The 16,719-nt window shown below is 71.7% G+C and carries 13 protein-coding genes; 6 read left to right on the forward strand and 7 right to left on the reverse strand.

Annotation, left to right across the window (positions count from 1 at the left end):
- The first annotated feature begins 28 nt into the window (after nt 1–28).
- The 4 genes from ABD841_RS23520 to ABD841_RS23535 are packed head-to-tail and all read left to right on the forward strand — an operon-like array spanning nt 29 to nt 3,320.
- Nucleotides 29–565 carry a TlpA disulfide reductase family protein gene (locus ABD841_RS23520; RefSeq protein ID WP_344975715.1) on the forward strand — a complete coding sequence of 179 codons (537 nt, stop codon included), beginning with the start codon at nt 29–31 and terminating at the stop codon, nt 563–565.
- The gene (locus tag ABD841_RS23525) at nt 562–2,412 is read left to right on the forward strand and encodes an ABC transporter ATP-binding protein (protein ID WP_344975718.1); all 1,851 of its coding nucleotides are present in this window, start codon (nt 562–564) and stop codon (nt 2,410–2,412) included. Before ABD841_RS23520 ends, ABD841_RS23525 begins: the two co-directional genes overlap by 4 nt.
- Complete coding sequence (locus ABD841_RS23530; protein ID WP_344975721.1) at nt 2,409–2,852, forward strand: S26 family signal peptidase; 444 nt, start codon at nt 2,409–2,411, stop codon at nt 2,850–2,852. Before ABD841_RS23525 ends, ABD841_RS23530 begins: the two co-directional genes overlap by 4 nt.
- Before the next feature lie 9 nt (nt 2,853–2,861).
- Nucleotides 2,862–3,320, forward strand: coding sequence for a MauE/DoxX family redox-associated membrane protein (locus ABD841_RS23535; RefSeq protein WP_344975724.1), 459 nt, complete (start codon nt 2,862–2,864; stop codon nt 3,318–3,320).
- A 150-nt stretch (nt 3,321–3,470) separates the two neighbouring features.
- On the opposite strand, the gene ABD841_RS23540 is transcribed toward ABD841_RS23535, so the two are convergent.
- Nucleotides 3,471–3,968, reverse strand: coding sequence for a hypothetical protein (locus ABD841_RS23540; RefSeq protein WP_344975727.1), 498 nt, complete (start codon nt 3,966–3,968; stop codon nt 3,471–3,473).
- A 93-nt stretch (nt 3,969–4,061) separates the two neighbouring features.
- Between ABD841_RS23540 and ABD841_RS23545 the strand changes: the two genes are divergently transcribed.
- On the forward strand, nt 4,062–4,553 hold the full coding sequence (locus ABD841_RS23545) for a winged helix-turn-helix transcriptional regulator (protein WP_344975729.1): 492 nt from the start codon (nt 4,062–4,064) through the stop codon (nt 4,551–4,553).
- A gap of 196 nt (nt 4,554–4,749) precedes the next feature.
- Here the strand turns inward: ABD841_RS23545 and ABD841_RS23550 are convergent, their stop codons facing one another.
- From ABD841_RS23550 to ABD841_RS23570, 5 genes are all read right to left on the reverse strand, one after another.
- Nucleotides 4,750–7,674, reverse strand: coding sequence for a glycoside hydrolase family 3 protein (locus tag ABD841_RS23550; RefSeq protein WP_344975731.1), 2,925 nt, complete (start codon nt 7,672–7,674; stop codon nt 4,750–4,752).
- 175 nt (nt 7,675–7,849) lie between these two features.
- Nucleotides 7,850–8,665: a carbohydrate ABC transporter permease gene (locus ABD841_RS23555; protein WP_344975734.1), complete on the reverse strand. Its 816-nt coding sequence runs from the start codon at nt 8,663–8,665 to the stop codon at nt 7,850–7,852.
- Entirely contained in the window at nt 8,662–9,543 is an 882-nt protein-coding gene (locus tag ABD841_RS23560) for a carbohydrate ABC transporter permease (RefSeq protein ID WP_344975737.1), read from the reverse strand. The genes ABD841_RS23555 and ABD841_RS23560 overlap by 4 nt, the downstream gene beginning before the upstream one ends.
- Nucleotides 9,544–9,610: 67 nt before the next feature.
- Nucleotides 9,611–10,915: an ABC transporter substrate-binding protein gene (locus ABD841_RS23565; RefSeq protein ID WP_344975740.1), complete on the reverse strand. Its 1,305-nt coding sequence runs from the start codon at nt 10,913–10,915 to the stop codon at nt 9,611–9,613.
- Nucleotides 10,916–10,925: 10 nt separating this feature from the next.
- Nucleotides 10,926–13,193: a TIM-barrel domain-containing protein gene (locus ABD841_RS23570; RefSeq protein WP_344975876.1), complete on the reverse strand. Its 2,268-nt coding sequence runs from the start codon at nt 13,191–13,193 to the stop codon at nt 10,926–10,928.
- 395 nt (nt 13,194–13,588) lie between these two features.
- Between ABD841_RS23570 and ABD841_RS23575 the strand changes: the two genes are divergently transcribed.
- Nucleotides 13,589–14,791 (forward strand): pentapeptide repeat-containing protein, encoded by a 1,203-nt coding sequence (locus tag ABD841_RS23575; RefSeq protein ID WP_344975743.1) that lies wholly within the window; start codon nt 13,589–13,591, stop codon nt 14,789–14,791.
- A gap of 246 nt (nt 14,792–15,037) precedes the next feature.
- Here ABD841_RS23575 and ABD841_RS23580 read toward each other — a convergent pair whose 3' ends face one another.
- The gene (locus ABD841_RS23580) at nt 15,038–16,633 is read right to left on the reverse strand and encodes a DUF7507 domain-containing protein (RefSeq protein ID WP_344975746.1); all 1,596 of its coding nucleotides are present in this window, start codon (nt 16,631–16,633) and stop codon (nt 15,038–15,040) included.
- Nucleotides 16,634–16,719 lie beyond the last annotated feature (86 nt).

The raw sequence follows: 16,719 nt of genomic DNA on the forward strand, positions 1-16,719 counted from the left end.
GGGACACCACCTGAGAGGACCGAATACCGTGCCCTATCTGACTGCGGCCGTCATCGTACTGGGCGTGCTCTGCGGGCTGAATCTCATGTTGACGCTCGCCGTGATCCGAAGGCTGAAAGAACACACCCGGAAATTGGCTGAATTATCCGGGGGCGGGGGCGGGCGCCTCCCCGCGGTCGGATCGGCGGTCGGGCACTTCGACGCGCTGACGGTCGACGGCGAGGCGGTCTCGCGTCACGCGCTCGAACCGGGCACCGTCGTCGGATTCTTCTCACCCGGCTGCGAGCCGTGCCGGAAAAGCCTGCCGGAATTCACGGAGTACGCCCGAGCGCTGCCCGGCGGCAGGAACCGGGTGCTGGCGGTGGTCACCGGTACCGACGACTCGGGTGACATGACGGGCGCGCTGGCCCGGGTCGCCCGGGTGGTCGCGGAGGGCCACGGGGGCCCGGTGACCACCGCCTTCGGAGTCGGCGCCTTCCCCACGTTCTGCCTGCTGGACGACGGGCACACCGTCGCGGCCGCGGGATTCGAGCTCTCGGCGCTGCCGGACCCGATCGTGGCATGACGGCGCGGGAGGGAGGCGGGCGATCCCGCCTCGGGGAGACGGGCGCGGCGCTGGGCCTGGCGTGGCGGGCCGCGCCGCGGCCGCTGCTGGGCTACACGGCCCTCACCGCGACGGCGGCCGCCCTTCCCGTCGCGACCGCCTGGTCGACCAAGGTCGTGCTGGACGGGCTGACGGGCGAGAGCGCGCGGGTCGTGCCCGCGTCGGTCGCCCTGGCCTGCCTCGCGGCGCTGGCGCTCGCGCTGCCGCACGCGTGCCGGTACCTCCGGGCGGAGCTGGGCCGCGCGGTCACGCTCCACGCGCAGGACCGGCTGTACACGGCGGTGAACGGCTTCGCCGGGCTGGGGAGGTTCGAGGACCCCGCCTTCCTGGACCGGCTGCGCCTGGCGGAGCAGGCCGCCCGGCACACGCCGGGCCAGGTCGTGGAGGGCGCGCTCGGCGTCGCCCAGAGCGCGGTCACGGTGCTGGGCTTCGTCGTCTCGCTCGCGGTGATCAGCCCGGTCGTCACCGCGGCCGTGCTGGGGGCCGCCGTCCCCACGCTGATCGCGGAGATCTCCCTCAGCCACCGCCGCGCCCGGGTGATGTGGAAGGTCAGCCCCATCGAACGCAGGGAGATCTTCTACGGCCGGCTCCTCGGCGACGTGCAGGCGGCCAAGGAGATCCGGCTCTTCGGGCTCGGCGACTTCCTCCGCGGGCGGATGAGGGCCGAGCGCGTGCGCGCGAACGAGGAGCACCGGCGCCTGGACCGCCGGGAGCTGGCCACGCAGTCGGCGCTGAGCCTGGTGAGCGCGGGCGCGGCGGGGGCCGGGCTGGTCCTGGCGATCCGCGCGGCGCTGGACGGCGCGGGCACGGCGGGGGACGTCTCCATGTTCGTGGTGGCGGTGGCCGCCGTGCAGGCGGCGCTGGGCTCGCTCGCGGAGCAGGCGGCCCGCACCCACCAGGAGTTGCTGATGTTCGGCCACTACCTGGACGTCGGCCGGATGGGGCCCGACCTGCCGCCGCCCGCGCGCCCCCGGCGGCTTCCCCGGGGCGGCGACATCGAGCTGCGGGACGTCTGGTTCCGCTACGGCGAGGACCATCCGTGGATCCTGCGCGGGGTGGACCTGACCATCCCCCACGGGACGTCCGTGGCCCTGGTCGGCCTGAACGGGGCGGGGAAGAGCACGCTGGTGAAACTCCTGTGCCGCTTCTACGAGCCGACGTCCGGCTCGATCCGCTGGGGCGGGGTCGATCTGCGGGACGTGCCCGTCGAGGACCTCAGGCGGCGGATGGGGGCGGTCTTCCAGGACTACATGTCCTACGACTTCACCGCCGCGGAGAACATCGGGCTCGGGGACCTGCCGGCGCTCGGGGACCGGGACCGCGTCGTGGCCGCCGCCCGGCGGGCGGGCGTCGACGACGTCTTGCGGCGGCTGCCTCGCGGCTACGACACCATGCTGAGCCGGACCTTCTTCCTGGAGGCGGACGGGGGCGACGGGGACGGTCCCGCCCCGGGGGTGGTCCTGTCCGGCGGCCAGTGGCAGCGTCTGGCGCTCGCCCGGGCGCTTCTCCGGGACGACTGCGAGGTGATGATCCTCGACGAGCCGAGCGCCGGGCTGGACGCCCGGGCCGAACACGAGATCCACCGCCGGCTGCGGCTGCTCCGGGCGGGCAGGACGAGCCTCCTCATCTCCCACCGGCTCGGCGCGGTCCGCGACGCGGATCTGATCGTGGTGCTGGAGGACGGGCGCGTCGCCGAGCAGGGCGGCCACGACGAGCTGTGCCGGGCGGGCGGCCCGTACGCGAAGCTGTTCCGCCTCCAGGCCGAGGGCTACCGGGACGAGGTCCCCGTCGCCGGGAGGGAGCCGTGACCGGTCCGGTTCTCGTGGCGGGCGCGCTCGCGCTGACGGGCCTGGCGAGCCTCGCGACCCTGGCGATCGGGTTCCGGATGCGGCGGTGCTTCCTCGTCGTGACGGTGCGCGGCGTGAGCATGGAGCCCACCTACCGGGAGGGCGAACGGGTCCTGGTCCGCCGGGCGTCTCTGGCCGCGGTCCGCCCGGGCCAGGTCGTCGTGGTGGCGGATCCGGTGCCGCCCGGACGGTGGATCATCAAACGCGCGGCCGCCGTACCCGGCGACCCGGTGCCCGAGGAGGTGGCGGCGGCCGTGCGGGCCGCTCCTGGCGCGCGGGTCCCGGCGGGCCATCTGGTGCTGCTGGGGGACAACCCCGCCGCCAGCGCCGACTCCCGGAGGTTCGGCTACGTCTCCGGGGGACGGCTGCTCGGAGTGGTCTCCCGCCGTCTGAACGCTTAGGAGCGTGCCGTGGACTACGTCGTCATCGGCTGCAGGGCGCTGGTCGGGATCGTGTTCCTGGTCTCGGCCGCGACCAAGATCCGCCCGCTCGCGTCCGGCGAGTTCGCGGCGTCCGTGCGGCGGCTGACCGGGCTCCGGGGCGCCCGGGCGCGGCCCGTCGCGCTGGGCGTCGTCCTGCTGGAGGGCGCGGTCCCGGTGCTGCTCGTCGTCCGCGGCCTGGCCGTGCCGGGGTTCGTGCTGGCGGGGGCTCTCCTGGCGGCGTTCAGCACGGCGATCCTCGTCGCGCTCCGCCGCGGCGTACGCGCGCCGTGCCGCTGCTTCGGCGCGGCGGAGATCCCGCTCGGCCCCCGTCATCTCGTGCGCAACGCGCTGCTGGGGGTCGCCGCCGCCGCCAGCGCGGCGGCCCTGCTGGTCATCGGCGCCGACGACATCGCCGGCCTCTTCCGGGAAGAGCCCTGGGACCGCTGAAGATGTAGAGCCTGACCTCGCTGCGAACAGTGGCGGTCGGAAGTCTTGCCGAAGCGGAAGGCCGGACCACGTCACTCTTGATCCGACTGGTGCGGCGCAGTGAGGGACGTCGAGCTCGATGGTGACCGTCCGTGCTCTCCGGCGACATCGTTACGGCAGGCGGGTGTGTTCGGTTCGGCTGGCAGCGATGCGCTGGGTCGCGAGCGCGCGGGCCTGCTCGTCGTCGTGGCCGGTGAGCCGGGACAGGATCGACGCGAGCGGTCTGATCTGCCCGTGCCCGCCCCAGTGGCCCTCGGGAATCTCGGTGGGGAACACCCAGATCCGGCCGGGATCGCGTGGCCAGGCACCGTTCTCGGCGTCCAGGATCGCCTCGGTGACGTCGGCGACGACGCCCGCGCGTGCCTGCCCGTCGAGCTGTCCCTCGGGTACGGAGGGGACGACCTTGTAGCGCGGCGCGTCCACCGGCGCTCCTCCGACGTAGACGGCGGCCGGTCGGTGGAGGAACACCCAGGAGACGGACCTGGTCACCGGATCGGCGGGGTCGAATCCCTCGTGGCGGATCAGGATCTCGGTGATCCGGTTCATCAGCGCCGCCTCAGCCTCTTGGTGGAGCGCGCCGTCGGGGATGTACACGTCGAGCATTGGCATGGTCCGTCCTCCTGACTTTATTTCCTAAACTCAGGGCGATGAACCTACGGAGGCTGAGTGGAGATTGTCAACTCAGGCGGGTACGATCGAGCGGTGCAGACGCAGCGCATCGACCCGGTGAACTGTTCGGTGGCGCGCGCCCTGGCGGTGGTGGGTGAACGCTGGTCGCTGCTGATCGTGCGTGAGGCGCTGGACGGCGCGCGCCGCTTCGGGGAGTTCCGGGCCCGCCTCGGTATCGCGAGCAACCTCCTGGCCGCCCGGCTCGACACCCTCGTGGCGGCAGGAGTGATGCGACGCGTCCCCTACCAAGAACCCGGTGACCGGCAGCGCTTCGAGTACCGGCTCACCGACCAAGGGCTCGATCTGCGGCCCACGCTGGTCGCGTTGCTGGAATGGGGCGACAAATACCTCGCCGACCCGCAGGGGCCGTCGGTCATCGTCCGGCACCGACCCGCCGATGACCGGACCGCCTGCGGGGAGCCGGTCAGGGTCACCCTCGAATGCGCCGCGGGACACACCCATCTGCCACCGGAAGCGATCTACCGTGCGCCCGGCCCGGGTGCCCGCTTCCTGGACCGCGCCTGATGACGAAAACCCGGTAGGACCGATGGAGGAACCGGACGGCGCCGAGGTGACCAGAGGGCGGCCATCGGCCGGACCGCCGGGGTGACCAAAGGGTGGCCGCACGGCCCACGCCCCGCGGGGGCGGGGCACGGGCCGTACGAGCCGGAGAAGGGCCGCCGGGAAGAGCCCGGCGGGCGGCGGCCGGGTGGGCCGGGGGTCAGCGGGTGAAGGACACGTCTTTCGCCCGCAGGTCGCCCCTGAAAACCAGGTAGACGTCATGCTCGCCGCGTACGCCCGAGACCGGCGCGGTGGCCGTGGCCCACCGGTAGACCCCGCCGGTGGCGGCCACCGGGACGGTCCCGGCGAGCCTGCCCGTCGGCGAGCCGAGACGGACCTCGACGGACGAGGCGGCGGTGGCCGCGACCCCGATCGTCACACCGGTGACGCCGGCGCCGAAGTCGACGTCCTCGAAGGCGATCCACTCGCCCGCGGTCGCGCCGACCGCGTCGCCGCTCGCCTTGGTCTCGTCCACCAGCTCGACGCCCGCGTAGTCGTCGAAGTCGGCGGCGCGGGTGACCCGGGTGAGGTCGCGGTCGGGGATGCGCTCGCCGGCCACCCGGACGGTCGCGCGCTGCCGGATCCGGTCCGAGGCCGAGCCGACCAGGATGTCGTGGGTGGACGGCTCCACCGTGAAGCGGTTGCGGGTCACGTCCCACAGGGCCAGGTCGGCGGTCTTCAGCGGGAAGGTGACGACCTTCGACTCACCGGGGATGAGGCGCACCCGCTGGAAGCCGCGCAACTGCCTGACCGGCTGCGCCACCCGGGAGCTGTGCTGGTGGGTGTAGAGCTGGACGACCTCGTCGCCGGCCCGGGAGCCGGTGTTGGTGACCTTGACGCTCACCTCGTACCCGTCGCCCCGGGCGACCGCCCTGAGGTTCCGGTAGGCGAAGGTGGTGTAGCTCAGGCCGTGGCCGAACGCGTAGAGCGGCTTCTCCCTGGAGTACAGGTAGGTCGCGCCGGTCTTGATGATGTCGTAGTCGAGGATGTCGGGCAGGGTGGTTCCGGCCCGGGGCCAGGTCTGGGTGAGGCGGCCGGCCGGGTTGGCGTCGCCGTACAGGATGTCGGCGAGGGCGTGGCCCGTCTCGGCCCCGGCGTGGGTGGTCCACAGGATCGCCGGGACCTTCTCCTGGAGCCGGTCGACGGTGGTCGGGTAGCTGTTCTCCAGCACCACCACGGTGTTCGGGTTGGCCGCGTGGACGGCCTCCACCAGCGCCTGCTGGCCCTCGGCCAGGCTGAGGGAGGTGCGGTCGTGGTCCTCGCGCCCGTTGATGAACGGCATGCTGCCGACGACGACCACCGCCACGTCGGCGCTCTTCGCCGCCGCGACGGCCTCGTCGATCCCGCTGCGCACGACCTCCTTCTCGAAGCGGGTGGCGTCCCCGGCCGTGGTCAGGCCGAGCGTGCCGTCGGCCGCGGCTTTGACGTACTTGCCGGGGCCGAACCAGTCGTAGGCGGTCTCGTAGCCGGCGTAGCGCAGCAGCGTGGTGCCGTCGGCCTGCGCCTCCAGTTTGAACTGCTCCTGCACGAACCAGCCGGTGGGCTGGTCCTGGTTGTTGACGAGCGTGGACCAGTTGGCGCGGCTGACGTACTTGCCGTTGGCGACGCTGCGCAGGGTGACGATCCCCTCGCCCCAGTCGAAGACGTCGAACTGCTCGGTCGCGCCGGCGGTGGTCGCGGAGAGTTTCAGGTCGGCGCCCGCCCCGGTGCCCGCGGTGAGGTACCTGCCGCCGGACTTCAGGGCGATCCGGTCGACGCCCTCGGTGTCGACGGTGGCGGCCGCCCGCTCCCTGATGCCGTCGAGCGGGGTGACCTTGTAGGGCAGCCTGCCGGAGTACCAGTCGGTGTAGAGGGTCCTGGCCAGCGGCCCCACGACGGCGACCTTCTTCGCCGGGCTGAGCGGCAGGGTCGCGCCCGCGTTCTTCAGCAGCACCGCCGCCTCGGTGGCGGTCCGCCGGGCCAGCTTCCGGTGCTCGGGGCTGTCGACCACGTCCTTGGTGATCTTCCCGTACGGCCCGCCGTCCGGGTCGAACTCGCCCAGCCGGAACCGGAGGCTCAGGATGTTGCGGACGGCCCCGTCGATGTCGGCCGTGGTCAGCAGCCCCCGCGAGAGCGCCTGGTTGACCGCGGCGACCGTGGGGGCGCCGTCGGTGTTGTCGACGGTGAAGCTCTCGACCCCCGCCTTGATCATCGCGGCGCTCGCCTCGGCCTGGGTGGCGAAGTAGGCCTGCGAGCCGGTGAGGTTGTTGGGCCCGCCGGCGTCGGAGACGTTGAACAGGGGCCGGTCCGTCCAGGTCCGGACGGTGGAGTTGAGATCGGTGACCGTGGCGGGCCGACCGTTGACCAGGTTGTACGCCGTCATGACGCCGGTGGCCGCACCGGCCGAGAGCGCGGTCTTGAACGCCGGGATGTCGTACTCGTTCAGGACGCGCGGGCGCAGGCTGGAGGAGGTCGTGTCGCGACGGACCTCGTTGTTGTTGGCCAGGAAGTGCTTGAGCACCGGGGCTGCCCTCAGGTGGTCCGGGTCGTCGCCCTGGATCCCCGAGCCGTAGGCGGTGGAGATGGCCCCGGTGAGCAGCGGGTCCTCGGAGTAGCCTTCCTCGTTGCGGCCCCAGCGGGGGTCGCGGAGCAGGTTGACCACCGGCGCCCACAGCTGCAGGCCCCACACCCGGGGGTTCTCGGCGTGGTAGCCCCGGGCCTCGGTGCCGACGGCGGCGCCGACCTTCTTCACCAGCTCCGGGTTCCAGGTGCCGGCCAGGCCGACCGCCTGCGGGAACACCGTGCCCTGCGCGGTGACGACGTTGCCGCCGTTGTCGATGTCGGTGGACCAGGCGACGCCGTGCAGCGCCTCGGTGCCGGTCTTGAACGGCCCGATGCCCAGCCGGTCCACCGCCGGCTGGTACTGGTGGAGCCAGGAGATCTTCTCGGCCAGGGTGAGCCGGCCGAGGAGGTCGTCGATCCGCTGCTGCAGCGGGAGCGTGGGGTCGCGGAAGGGGTACGCGTCGGCCGCCTGGGCGGGGGCGGCGGTCAGGGCCGCCGCGAGGGCTAACGCGGCCGCCACCGCCGACGGCTTGGACAGGGACATCTCGCCTCCAGGTCAGGGGGAGTCGAAGCACTGCTGTTGCCGGGACGCCGTGCGCCCCCGAGCGGCGCACGGCGTCCCGGGCTCACGCGGGCCCCGCGCACGCAGATCGCGCAACCCGCGCGACCGCGCACACGGGTCACACGGGTCGCACGGCCCTCGCGCACGCGTCCGCGGGTCACTTGATCGCGCCCACGGTCACGCCGCGGGTCAGGGTCCGCTGGAAGATCAGGAAGAAGGCGACGGCGGGCAGGATGCCGAGCAGCGCCGAGGCGCTGGACATGGTCGCGTCCATCATCTTGTCCCCCTGCAGGACCCCCAGGGCGACCGGGACGGTCTGGTTCTCGTTGGAGATCAGGAAGACCAGGGGCAGGAAGAACTCGTTCCAGGTCCAGATGAAGAAGAAGATGAGCAGGACGCTCAGCGTGGGCCTGCTGATCGGCACGACGATCCGCCACAGCGCCCGCCACTTCCCCGCCCCGTCGATGGCCGCGGCCTCCAGGATCTCGTGCGGGAAGCGGCCGAGCACGGAGGCGAGCAGGTACGTGCCGAAGGCACTCTGGATCACCGTGAAGATGATGATCACCCCGAGCCGGGTGTCGTAGAGGCCGACCTGCTTGGACAGGTAGTACAGCGGGTAGACCAGCGCCTCCTGCGGCAGCGTGTTGGCCACCAGGAAGACGACGAGGATCCACATCCGGCCGCGTACCCTGCCGACGCCGAGCGCGTAGGCGTTGAGCACCGACAGCACCGTCGCGAGCACGGCCACCGAGCCGCTGATCAGCAGGCTGTTCCAGAGCTTGCCGCCGAAGTCGACCCGGTTCCAGAACTTCACGATCCCGTCGAGGTAGAGCTCTCCGGGCAGGCTCAGCGGGCCGGCCGAGGAGTAGTCGGCCGGGGACTTGACCGCGTTGAGCGTGACGATGACGAACGGCACCAGCATCACGACGGCCAGGACGACCAGCGAGACCAGGACCGAGTATTTCCGGATCATGATTCCCTGTCCTGAATCCGCAGGAAGAAGACCGTCACCACGATGATCACGAGGGTGAGCACGGTGGCGATCGCCGAGCCGTAGCCGACGTTGGCCTTCTCGAAGAAGTTCTGGTAGCTGAAGTAGGACGGCACGAGCGTGGCGCCGCCGGGACCGCCCCGGGTCAGCACGAAGATCGGCCCGAAGACCTTCAGCGCGGCGATCGTGCAGGTCAGCAGGACCACGTAGATCTCCGGCCGGATCTGCGGGATCGTGATGTGCCAGAACCGCCGCCACCACGAGGCCCCGTCGATCTCGGCCGCCTCGTACAGGGCGGGGTCGACCCGCTGGAGCCCGGCCATGAAGATCACGACCGGGTAGCCGATCTGGAACCAGACCATGATCACCATGACGCTGGGCAGCGCCCAGTCCGGGTCGCCGAGCCAGTTGCGCGGTTCCATGCCCAGCAGCTTGAGCAGTTCGTTGAGCGCGCCGAACTGGGGATGCATGATCCACCCCCAGACGATCCCGGCGACCGCGACCGGCAGCACCTGGGGCAGGTAGTACGCCGCCCGCAGCGCGCTGGCCGCGCGGGGGCCGACCTTCTTGCCCACGTAGTCGAAGAGGGTCGCGGCCAGGACCAGCCCGATGACCGTCGGGACGATCGCCATGGCCACGATGAGCGCGACGTTGTTGCGGAAGGAGGCCCAGAACCGCTCGTCGGCGAAGAGACGCGTGTAGTTGTCCAGCCCGACCCATCTCGGGTCGCCGATGCCCTGCCAGCGGGTGAAGCCGATCCCGACGTTCATCAGGAACGGCACGACGATGACCCCGGTGAAGAGCACGAAGCTCGGCAGCAGGAACACCCAGTACCCGCGGCTGCGGGACCTCGTCGTCATGGGACGACCTCTCTGTTGTGCCGGCGGCCCACGCCCCGGGGGTGCGGGGCGCGGGGCGCGGGGTGGATCAGTTGCCGATGTCCGCGAGGTTCTCGTTGTACGGCCCGGCGATCTCGTCCAGCACCTGGTCGGGGGTCTTGGTGCCGTTGATGAGGTTCTGCACGCCCGCGACGAGCACGTCGTAGTAGCCGGGCGCCGGCCAGTCGGGGTAGAAGGCCAGGCCGTCGGAGGTCGAGAGCTTGTTGAAGTTCTCGATCAGCTCCTTGCTCTTGGGATCGGTGATGGCGGCCGTGTCGGCGGCCACCGGGACGCCCCCGGAGTTGCCCAGCAGGTTCTGGATGTCCTTCTTCATCGTGATGTCGATGAAGTCGTAGGCGAGGTCCTTGTTCTCGGCGTTCTCCGGGACGACCCAGAGGTTGCCGCTGGATCCGGCGCTCATCGTGTTGCCCGGCCAGAGGAACGTGCCCCACTCGAAGTCCTTGATCTCGCTGGCGAGGCGGCCGTACCACCAGCTCCCCGAGATCATGATCGGGAACTTGCCGCCGGTGAAGGACACGCCCATGTCCTCGGCCTTGAGCCCGGCGGAGTCCTTGGCGATGTACCCCTTCTTGACCCAGTCGGCGAAGGTGTCGGCGGCGTACTTGAACTCCGGCCCCTTGAAGTCGACCTTGCCCTTGTAGAGCTGGAAGGCGTCCACCCAGGGGCGTTGGGCCTTGCTCAGCGCGAGCTGGTAGAAGATCTGCTGCGCGGGGTACTCGGCGCCGCCGACGGCGATGGGGGTGGTGCCGGCCTTGACGAACGTGTCGAGCACGGCGGTGAACTCGTCGAAGGTCGTGGGCACCTCGACGCCCGCCTTCTTGAACGCGTCCTTGTTGTAGTAGACCATCACGTACTCGGCGTAGTTCGGCACGCCGTACCAGTTGCCGGAGCCCATGACGCCGCGCTCGTCGTAGCGGGCGGTCGTCTGGACGGAGGGGCCGAGCAGCTTGTCCCAGCCGCGCTTGGTCGCCTCCGGGGTCAGGTCGGTGAGCAGCCCCTGCTTGGACAGCAGCCCGGCGGTGGCGTTGCCCTTGTTGTACTCCATGACGTCCGGGGCCTCGTCCGAATTGAGGATCATGCTCGCCGACTGGCGGATCTGCTCGAACGCCTTCGCCTCGAACTTGACGGTGACGCCGGGGTGCGAGGCCTCGAACTGCTTGACGGCCTCGGCCCAGGCCTTGCCCATCGCGCTGTCGGCGCCCTCGTAGTGCCAGAGCTTCAGGACTCGGGGGCCGTCGGCGGCGGGCTTGTCCGCCGCCTCGTCGGTGCCGCCGCACGCGGCCAGCGCCACGAGCGCGGCCACCAGGGCGACGCCCGTTCTCACCTTGAACATGGTTCTTCTCCTAGATGGTGGTGACGACGACCGGGACGCTGGCCCCCACCAGCTCGACGCCCGCGATCCGCATGCCCCCCGAGACGGTCACCCGCAGGCCGTCCCCGTCCGGGACCGCGGTGACCGTGGTGTCCCCGTCGAGGTCGGAGACGGTGGTACGGCTCTCACCCACGCCGTACGCGACCAGGGTGACCTCGCCGAACGGCCCGTCCCCGACGGTCTCGCCCGGCTCGGCGAGGACGGGGACGAGCGCGCCGCGCCGCGCGAACAGCGGGACGCGGTCCAGCGGCGTGGCGACCGTGACGTAGCGGCCGCCGGTCAGCACCTCACCCGTCCAGTGGTCCACCCACTCGCCCGCGGGCAGATAGACCTTGCGCACCCCCTCCGGCGAGGTCATCGGCGCCACCAGCAGGTCGCGGCCGAGGAGGTACTCCAGGTCGGCCTGCCAGGCGACCGGGTCGTCCGGGTAGTCCACGCAGAGCGCCCGCATCATCGGCGCCCCGGTCCTGGCGGCCTCCACCGCCGCCGAGTAGATGTAGGGCATCAGCCGGTAGCGCAGCCTCAGCGCCTCGACCGCCTCGGCCTCCACCTCGGGGAACTCCCAGGGCTCCCGGCTGGTGGTGCCGTGCAGGCGCAGCAGCGGGGAGAGCGCGCCGAACTGGGTCCAGCGCACGTACAGGTCGTCGGTGGGACGGCCGGTGAACCCGCCGGCGTCGTGGCTCCAGAACGGGATGCCGGACAGGCCGTGCGCGAGCCCGCCGCGCAGCGTGCTGCCCATCGCCGGGTAGCTGGTGTAGGTGTCGCCGCCCCACTGCGCGGAGTGCCGCTGGCCGCCGAGGAACGACGAGCGCGCCCAGACCATGCCGTGCCCGGTGATCTCCTTCGTCACCGCGGAGACGGCGTCGTTGAACAGCAGCGTGTAGACGTTGTGCAGGTCGGTGCCCGCCATGCCGTTGAAGGCGACCGCGTCGTGCGGGACGCCCTCGGCGAAGTCGGTCTTGAAGACCTGGACGCCCTGGCGCAGCAGCCGGCGGAGCAGCCCCTGGAACCACTCGACGGCCGCCGGGTTGGTGAAGTCGACGATGCCGCACTCCGGGTAGGAGCCGTGCCAGCAGTCGGCCACATAGACCTCGCCGTCCTGCTTTTTCAGGAAATATCCCTTCTCTGCCGCCTCCGGGAAGGCCGGGCTGAGGTGGGAGATGTACGGGTTCATCCACAGGCAGACCTTGAAGCCCATGCTGTCCAGCTCGGTCAGCATGCCCTCCGGGTCGGGGAAGGTGTCGGCGTCCCACTGCAGGTCGGACCAGTGGCCGTCCTTCTGCCAGTAGGTGTCCAGGTGGAGCACGTCGCACGGGATCCCGCGCTCGCGGATGGTGCGCGCCCTGGCCATCACCCGCTCCTGCGTGTCGACGAAGAAGCCGGAGGAGATCCAGGTGCCGAACGCCCACTTGGGCGGGAGCAGCGGCGCGCAGGTCAGCAGGTCGAAGCGGCCGAGCACGTCGGCGGGGCCGGGCCCGGCGATCACGTAGTAGTCGATCAGGTCGTCCGGGACCACGATCTGCACGCAGCTGTGCGTCGACTGGCAGACGTCGAACTCGACGGGCGTCCCGCTGTCGACCAGCACCCCGTAGCCCCTGCTGGATAGGTAGAAGGGGACGTTCTTGTACGCCCGCTGCGACTCGGCGCCGAAGGCGTCGAAGTTCCACATCACCGGCCGCTGGCCGCGCTTGTCGAGCGGGGTGAACGACTCGCCGAACCCGGAGAACGCCTCGTCGGCGGGGGCGACGAAGCTCTCGTGGTAACCGGCCACCGCGCCGCCCGCGCTGGAGCGGCCGAACGGCAGCGTGCGCATCCGGCCGCTGATGTCGGTGTGGCCCCGGTCCTGCTCCAGGATCGTCCGGCCGCCCGCGTCGGTGAAGCGCAGGTGCCACGGGGCCAGGGTGATCTCGGCGCGGAGCGAGCCCGCGTCGACCGTGACGGAGCCGTCGCGGACGTCCACCCGGGCCCCGGCGTACTCGCCCGGGGTGACCATGGAGATCGCCGCGGCCGACCGGGTCCGCGCGTCCGCGTCCTGCCCGAGCCGGACCCGGATCACGCCCTCGCCCGCCACACCCACCTGGACCAGGAGCGTCTCCTCGGCGGAGGTCGTGCCCTTGAGGGTCACTCCGGACGTGTCGGAGGCCACGAGTTCCGCGGCGGTCAGCGCCGACAGGCCCTTCTCGCCGTGCGAGCGGACGGGCAGCTCCGGCGGGTCGGCGACGAAGTACTCGTGCGCCACCAAAGGGGGACGGTAAGGCATGGGAACTCCAGCACTCAGGCTTCCGGTTGCTGAGTTAGTTTTACGTCTAAACCAACGAACGTCAATGGGATCGGCCGGCCGGGGACGGCGCCCGGCGTGCGGTGAGGTGATCGGCCGGGGCGGGGCGCGGGCGGTGTCCGGCGTACGGCGGGGTGCTCGGCCGGGGCGGGGTGAAGACGGTGAGGCGGCGGGTGCGGCGGGGCGATGACAGGCGGGGCGGCAGACGCGGCGGGCGGTGAACGGCGGGAAGGGCCGCTCGCGTGAGGTGGCGGAGGCCACGGCCACGGCCACACCGCACGGAAGGGTGTAAGCGGGCGTCTAGCGGGATGCAATGATGCACTGACACGATCGGGACTGCTTTTAAGGAGGCTCCCGTGCGTCGTTCCGTTCCCCTGGCACTCACCGTCGCGATCATCGCGCTGTCAGGGACAGTGATCTCTCCCGCCCAGGCCGCGACCGGGCCCTGCCGGCCCGGCCAGGGCGCCAACCTGCGTGGCAAGGACTTCACCCGGGGCGCCCAGCTCCCCGCGAACCTGCGCTGCGCCGACCTGACCAAGGCCAAGCTGGACAGCGTGGACCTGCTCCAGAAGGACCTCACCGGAGCGATCCTGCGCGGAGCCTCGCTCAAGCAGGCCGACCTCACCCAGGCCACGCTCAAGTACGCCGACCTGCGCGGAGCCGATCTCACCGAGGCCGACCTGGGCCAGATGCACGCCGACCACGCCGACCTGCGCGGCGCGATCCTCGTCGACGCCGAGGCGGGACAGGCGGAGTTCCCGCACGCGAACCTGACCGGGGCGAAGCTCACCCGGGCCGAGCTGACCCAGGTCGACTTCACCAACGCCAAGCTGATCGACGCCGACCTCGCCGAGAGCACCCCCGGACAGATCAAGGCCCGCAAGGCCGACTTCACCCGGGCCAACCTCCACGAGGCCAAGATGGGCCAGGCCGAGCTGAACCACGCCACGTTCAAGGACGCCGACGCGCGCGAGGTCCAGTTCACCCAGGCCGACCTGGACGGCGCCGACTTCACCGGCGCCCTGGTCGAGGGCGCGTCCTTCATCCAGGCCGACGACGTGGACCTGACCGGCTCCCGGGGCACGCCCGTGGGCGTCAGCTCCGCGGTGCCGACCTCGTTCCCCGGCCTCGACCTCGGCGACGTGTTCGGGACCGGCGAGCCGAAGACAGGGCAGTCCGAGCCCTCGGGCGACGGCCCGTCGGTCGGTCTCGTGATGGTCGTGCTCAGCGCGGTGGGCCTGGCGCTCACCGTGGTGGCGTGGGGGATCAGCGCCCAGCGGCGGTCCCGGCGCAACGCGCGGTTCACCCTGATGCGGCGCGGCGCGGAGGAGGACATCACCCGGCTGGGCGAGGAGATCGACCAGCTCGACTACGAGTTCCAGGTCAGCGGGCGCGGCGGTATGACCGCCGACCACGACTGGCGGCATGCGATCGACGCCTACGAGGCGGCCAAGAACGCCCTGACGAACGCGGAGCGGGCGGAGGAGCTGCACTTCGTGGCCCGTGCCGTCCAGGACGGCAGGGCCGCCCTGGGCCGCCTGCGGGCCCGGGTGCACTGACGGCGGGCGGCCCGTCGCGCACACGGCGGGCAGCCCACCGCGTCACCATCGCGCCGCACGACGGGCGGCCCGTCGCGCCACCGTCACGCACACGGCTGACAGCCCGCCGCGCCACCGTCACGCACACGGCAGGCTCCGGTCACCCGGCCGCGCCACCGGGAGCCGGGAAAGGTCTCCCGAAGCCGACCGGCCGGTCACCGGGGCCGCGGGGCCCCGGTGACCGGCCGGCGGATCGTCCTCGGTCCGTCACCCCGCCCGCGACGGGCAGGTCCCGCACCGGTCGGAGGAGCAGTTCGAGCAGGAGGGCTCGCGGTCGACGCAGATCTTGACCACGTCGACGTTGTCAGCCCGGTCGAGCTCCTTCTGGTCGCCGCCGACGACGGCGACGTTGGTCCTCTTCCCGGCCGTCGTGGCCTTGGCGTGGATCGTCAGGGTGGCCGTGCCGCCGTTGGCGAGCGCGCCCACCGTCCAGATTCCCGTGGCGGGGGCGTAGGAGCCGGCCGAGGGCGTCGCCGAGACGAAGGCGAGGCCCTCCGGCAGGACGTCCTTGACGGTGACGCCGGTGGCGTCGTTGGGTCCCGCGTTGCGGACGGCGAGACGGTAGGTGACGGTCTGGCCGACGGTGGTCCTGGTCAGGTCGGCGGACTTGACCACGCTCAGGTCGACGGCGGGATTGATCCTGGTGACCGCCTCACCGGAGGTGGAGGTCAGCGGCTCCGGGGTCGGGCCGAGGTGGTTCTCGTAGGTGACGACGCCCTGGTTGACGACCTGCTTGCCCGCGGCGGCCCGGTCGACCCTGACCCGGAACTCCACCGTGGTGCCGCCCGGCAGGTCGTTGGTGTTGGGCAGCCGGCCGGGTGCCGTTCCGGTCGCGCCGGCGCCCAGCGAGAAGGAGACCTTGCCCGTCGTACGGTCGAAGGCGGCCTGGTCGTCGCCCGGCGCGTCGGTCTTGACCCCCGCGTTGGGGCCGTCCACCACGCGGAGCGAGCCGGGCACGTAGGAGGTCCCGGTCGGGATGGCATCGGTGAGCCGGACGTTCTCCGCCGTCCCCCCGCCCTCGTTCCTGGCGGTCAGCCGGTAGGTGATCACGTCTCCGACGTCGAGGGGACCTTCGGGGATCGCGGCCTTGGTGACGACGACGCAGGGCGCGGTGCCGAAGAAGATGTCGTCCAGGAAGTTGCCGACGCTGCGGCTGCCGCCGGCCGCCGAGACGGAGCGGAAGGCGAACCGGGTGACCGTCTGCCCGGGGGGCACGGTGTAGGTGCCGGTGTAGGTGCCCCAGGCCCCCGTGCCGTCGGACATGGTCCGCTGCAGCACCAGCGAGCCGGGCGCGCCGATGTTCAGGGACATCGTGTCGACGCCCTGGCGCCCGCGGTGGGAGAGCCGCCAGTACAGCTTCGCGCCCGGGGTGGTCGCGTGGTCCTGGTAGAGGGTCGAGACCTGGTTCGCGTTCAGCTCGGCGAACTGCCTTCCCTCGGCGGGCGGGGTGTTGGTCGGGTTGGACGGGCCGGTCCAGATCTCCATCACGTGGTCGGTGGCGGTCGTCCGCCAGCCCGGCACCGCGTTGGGCGCGTCCTGCGACGCGTCGGGGAAGAAGTTGACCGGGCCGCCGCCGGCCGGGCGCTCGAAACCACCGTTGACCAGCGCCACCTGCCCCGGGCAGGAGGCCGGGTCGGGTGCGGCGGACAGAGCCGCCCGTACTGGGTCAAGTGCGGTACGCGGGACCGCCCGCACCGAATCGGCCTGTGCGGCCTCGGCCTGGGTCACGCCGATCACGGTCAGCGGTCCGGTCAGCACCGCCAGTGCGGCGACCGGGTAACACATCCGTCGGATGTGCCTCATCATCGGTTTCCTCTCGTCCGGCAGCGAACTGCCCCCATCACCAGGCGGCGGGGAGCCGCCGCTGGTGCCGGAGGAAGACTCACCGG

Source organism: Streptosporangium fragile, assembly GCF_039534445.1.
In the GTDB taxonomy this organism is placed as follows: Bacteria; Actinomycetota; Actinomycetes; order Streptosporangiales; family Streptosporangiaceae; genus Streptosporangium; species Streptosporangium fragile.

Excerpts from the sequence above, each read along its gene's own strand:
- ABD841_RS23525 (WP_344975718.1), top strand. The coding sequence starts at position 562 with ATGACGGCGCGGGAGGGAGGCGGGCGATCCCGCCTCGGGGAGACGGGC.
- ABD841_RS23540 (WP_344975727.1), bottom strand. The coding sequence starts at position 3,968 with ATGCCAATGCTCGACGTGTACATCCCCGACGGCGCGCTCCACCAAGAG.
- ABD841_RS23550 (WP_344975731.1), bottom strand. The coding sequence starts at position 7,674 with ATGTCCCTGTCCAAGCCGTCGGCGGTGGCGGCCGCGTTAGCCCTCGCG.
- ABD841_RS23555 (WP_344975734.1), bottom strand. The coding sequence starts at position 8,665 with ATGATCCGGAAATACTCGGTCCTGGTCTCGCTGGTCGTCCTGGCCGTC.
- ABD841_RS23560 (WP_344975737.1), bottom strand. The coding sequence starts at position 9,543 with ATGACGACGAGGTCCCGCAGCCGCGGGTACTGGGTGTTCCTGCTGCCG.
- ABD841_RS23565 (WP_344975740.1), bottom strand. The coding sequence starts at position 10,915 with ATGTTCAAGGTGAGAACGGGCGTCGCCCTGGTGGCCGCGCTCGTGGCG.
- ABD841_RS23580 (WP_344975746.1), bottom strand. The coding sequence starts at position 16,633 with ATGAGGCACATCCGACGGATGTGTTACCCGGTCGCCGCACTGGCGGTG.